The following is a 1,417-nucleotide window of genomic DNA, read 5'->3' on the forward strand; positions in this document are numbered from 1 at the left end:
GCCGGGCCGCAGCCGTTTCGACCGGATCGCCGACGCGGTCGAGCGTAGTTACAGCAAAGGCGGTTTCATCCTCGCGTTCTGCCGGGGCGACCTCGGAATCGCCCGCGGTATGGGGGTACCCATGGTCGCGGCCGACTTCTTGCGGATCGCCGTCACGGCGCCGTTCGTTCTCGGTCGCTTGGGGGCGGTCACGGGCGCGTACCGGATCTCGTGGTTACGCCCGGCCCTCGACCGGTATCTGACCGGGCTCGTCGGCCGGCGGCTGGCGGTGTACGGAAATCCCGAGTTCGTCAGCGACGCGAGTACCTACACCCCGGTCGCGGGCTGAGAGATTTCATGCGGCATGGCGGCCGGGCGGGGCGGGGGACTCGATCGCCGCGACGGGCCGGCGCGGGCTGCCCGGGCCGGCCGGCTCCGGTGGATGGATCGGGCCCACCGCCTGCGCCAGCCGGGCTCCGCTGCCGCCGCGGCGCAGCGCGATGACCTCGGCGAGAATGGATACGGCCGTTTCCTCCGCGGTGGCGGCCCCGAGGTCGAGACCGATCGGGGAGGAGAGGCGGCCGAGTTCGGATTCGGTCAATCCGATGGCCCGCAGGCGGGCCATCCGGTCGTCGTGGGTCCGGCGGCTGCCCATGGCGCCCACGAAACCGGCACTCGACCGCAATGCGATCTCGAGGACCGGTACATCGAATCGCGGATCGTGGGTGAGCACGCAGATGGCGGTCGACGGTGTGATCGTCTGCTGTTCCAGATAGTCCTGCGGCCATCCGGCCACCACGTCGTCGGCGTCGGGGAAACGTTCGGATGTCGCGAAAACCGGGCGGGCGTCGCATACGGTCACCGAGTAACCCAGTAGCTTGGCCGCCCGGACGAGCGCGTGCGCGAAATCGACGGCGCCGAACACCCAGCAACCGCGGCGGGCGGGCGATCGAGGAGATCTGCACTGCTACCTCGTCACCGGCGCAATCCCCGGACGTTCCGAGACGCACGGTGGTCACCGTACCGGTCTCGATCTGGCGGACGGCCCGGGTGGCCACCTCGGCGTCGAGGCGCGGGTCACCGCAGCTCCCGGCCCGCGCGGTGCCGGACACGACCATGGTCTCGCCGAGGTGCGGACCCTCGGAGACGACGGTGGCGACGGCTACCGGCGCCGCGGCCGCCAGTTGCTCCCGGATCAGCGCGAGACCGGAGCGGTCGCCGGGGCCCACACGCCGGATCAGGACATCGACCGAACCGCCACACATGAGGGCGGCCGATTCGCTGTCGACGGCGTACCGGCGGATGGTCGCCGCACCGGTTTCCAGGACCTCGACGGCGGTGTGGAAGGCGTCGCTGTCCACACAGCCGCCCGAGATACTGCCGGCGACCGCGCCGGCTCGGGAAACCGCCATCATCGTGCCGACGGGTCGCGGCGTCG

At 71.3% G+C, this 1,417-nt stretch carries 1 protein-coding gene and 2 pseudogenes; 1 reads left to right on the forward strand and 2 read right to left on the reverse strand.

The features are described 5' to 3' along the window. Nucleotides 1–328, forward strand: a pseudogene (locus ACWDU1_RS32340) (oxygenase MpaB family protein); the annotation flags it as partial. 6 nt (nt 329–334) lie between these two features. On the opposite strand, the gene ACWDU1_RS32345 reads toward ACWDU1_RS32340, so the two are convergent. Next, nucleotides 335–904 (reverse strand): XdhC family protein, encoded by a 570-nt coding sequence (locus tag ACWDU1_RS32345; RefSeq protein WP_450004216.1) that lies wholly within the window; start codon nt 902–904, stop codon nt 335–337. Nucleotides 905–1,331: 427 nt separating this feature from the next. Continuing rightward, nucleotides 1,332–1,394, reverse strand: a pseudogene (locus ACWDU1_RS32350) (XdhC family protein); the annotation flags it as partial. Nucleotides 1,395–1,417 lie beyond the last annotated feature (23 nt).

The organism is Nocardia sp. NPDC003345, from assembly GCF_053589395.1.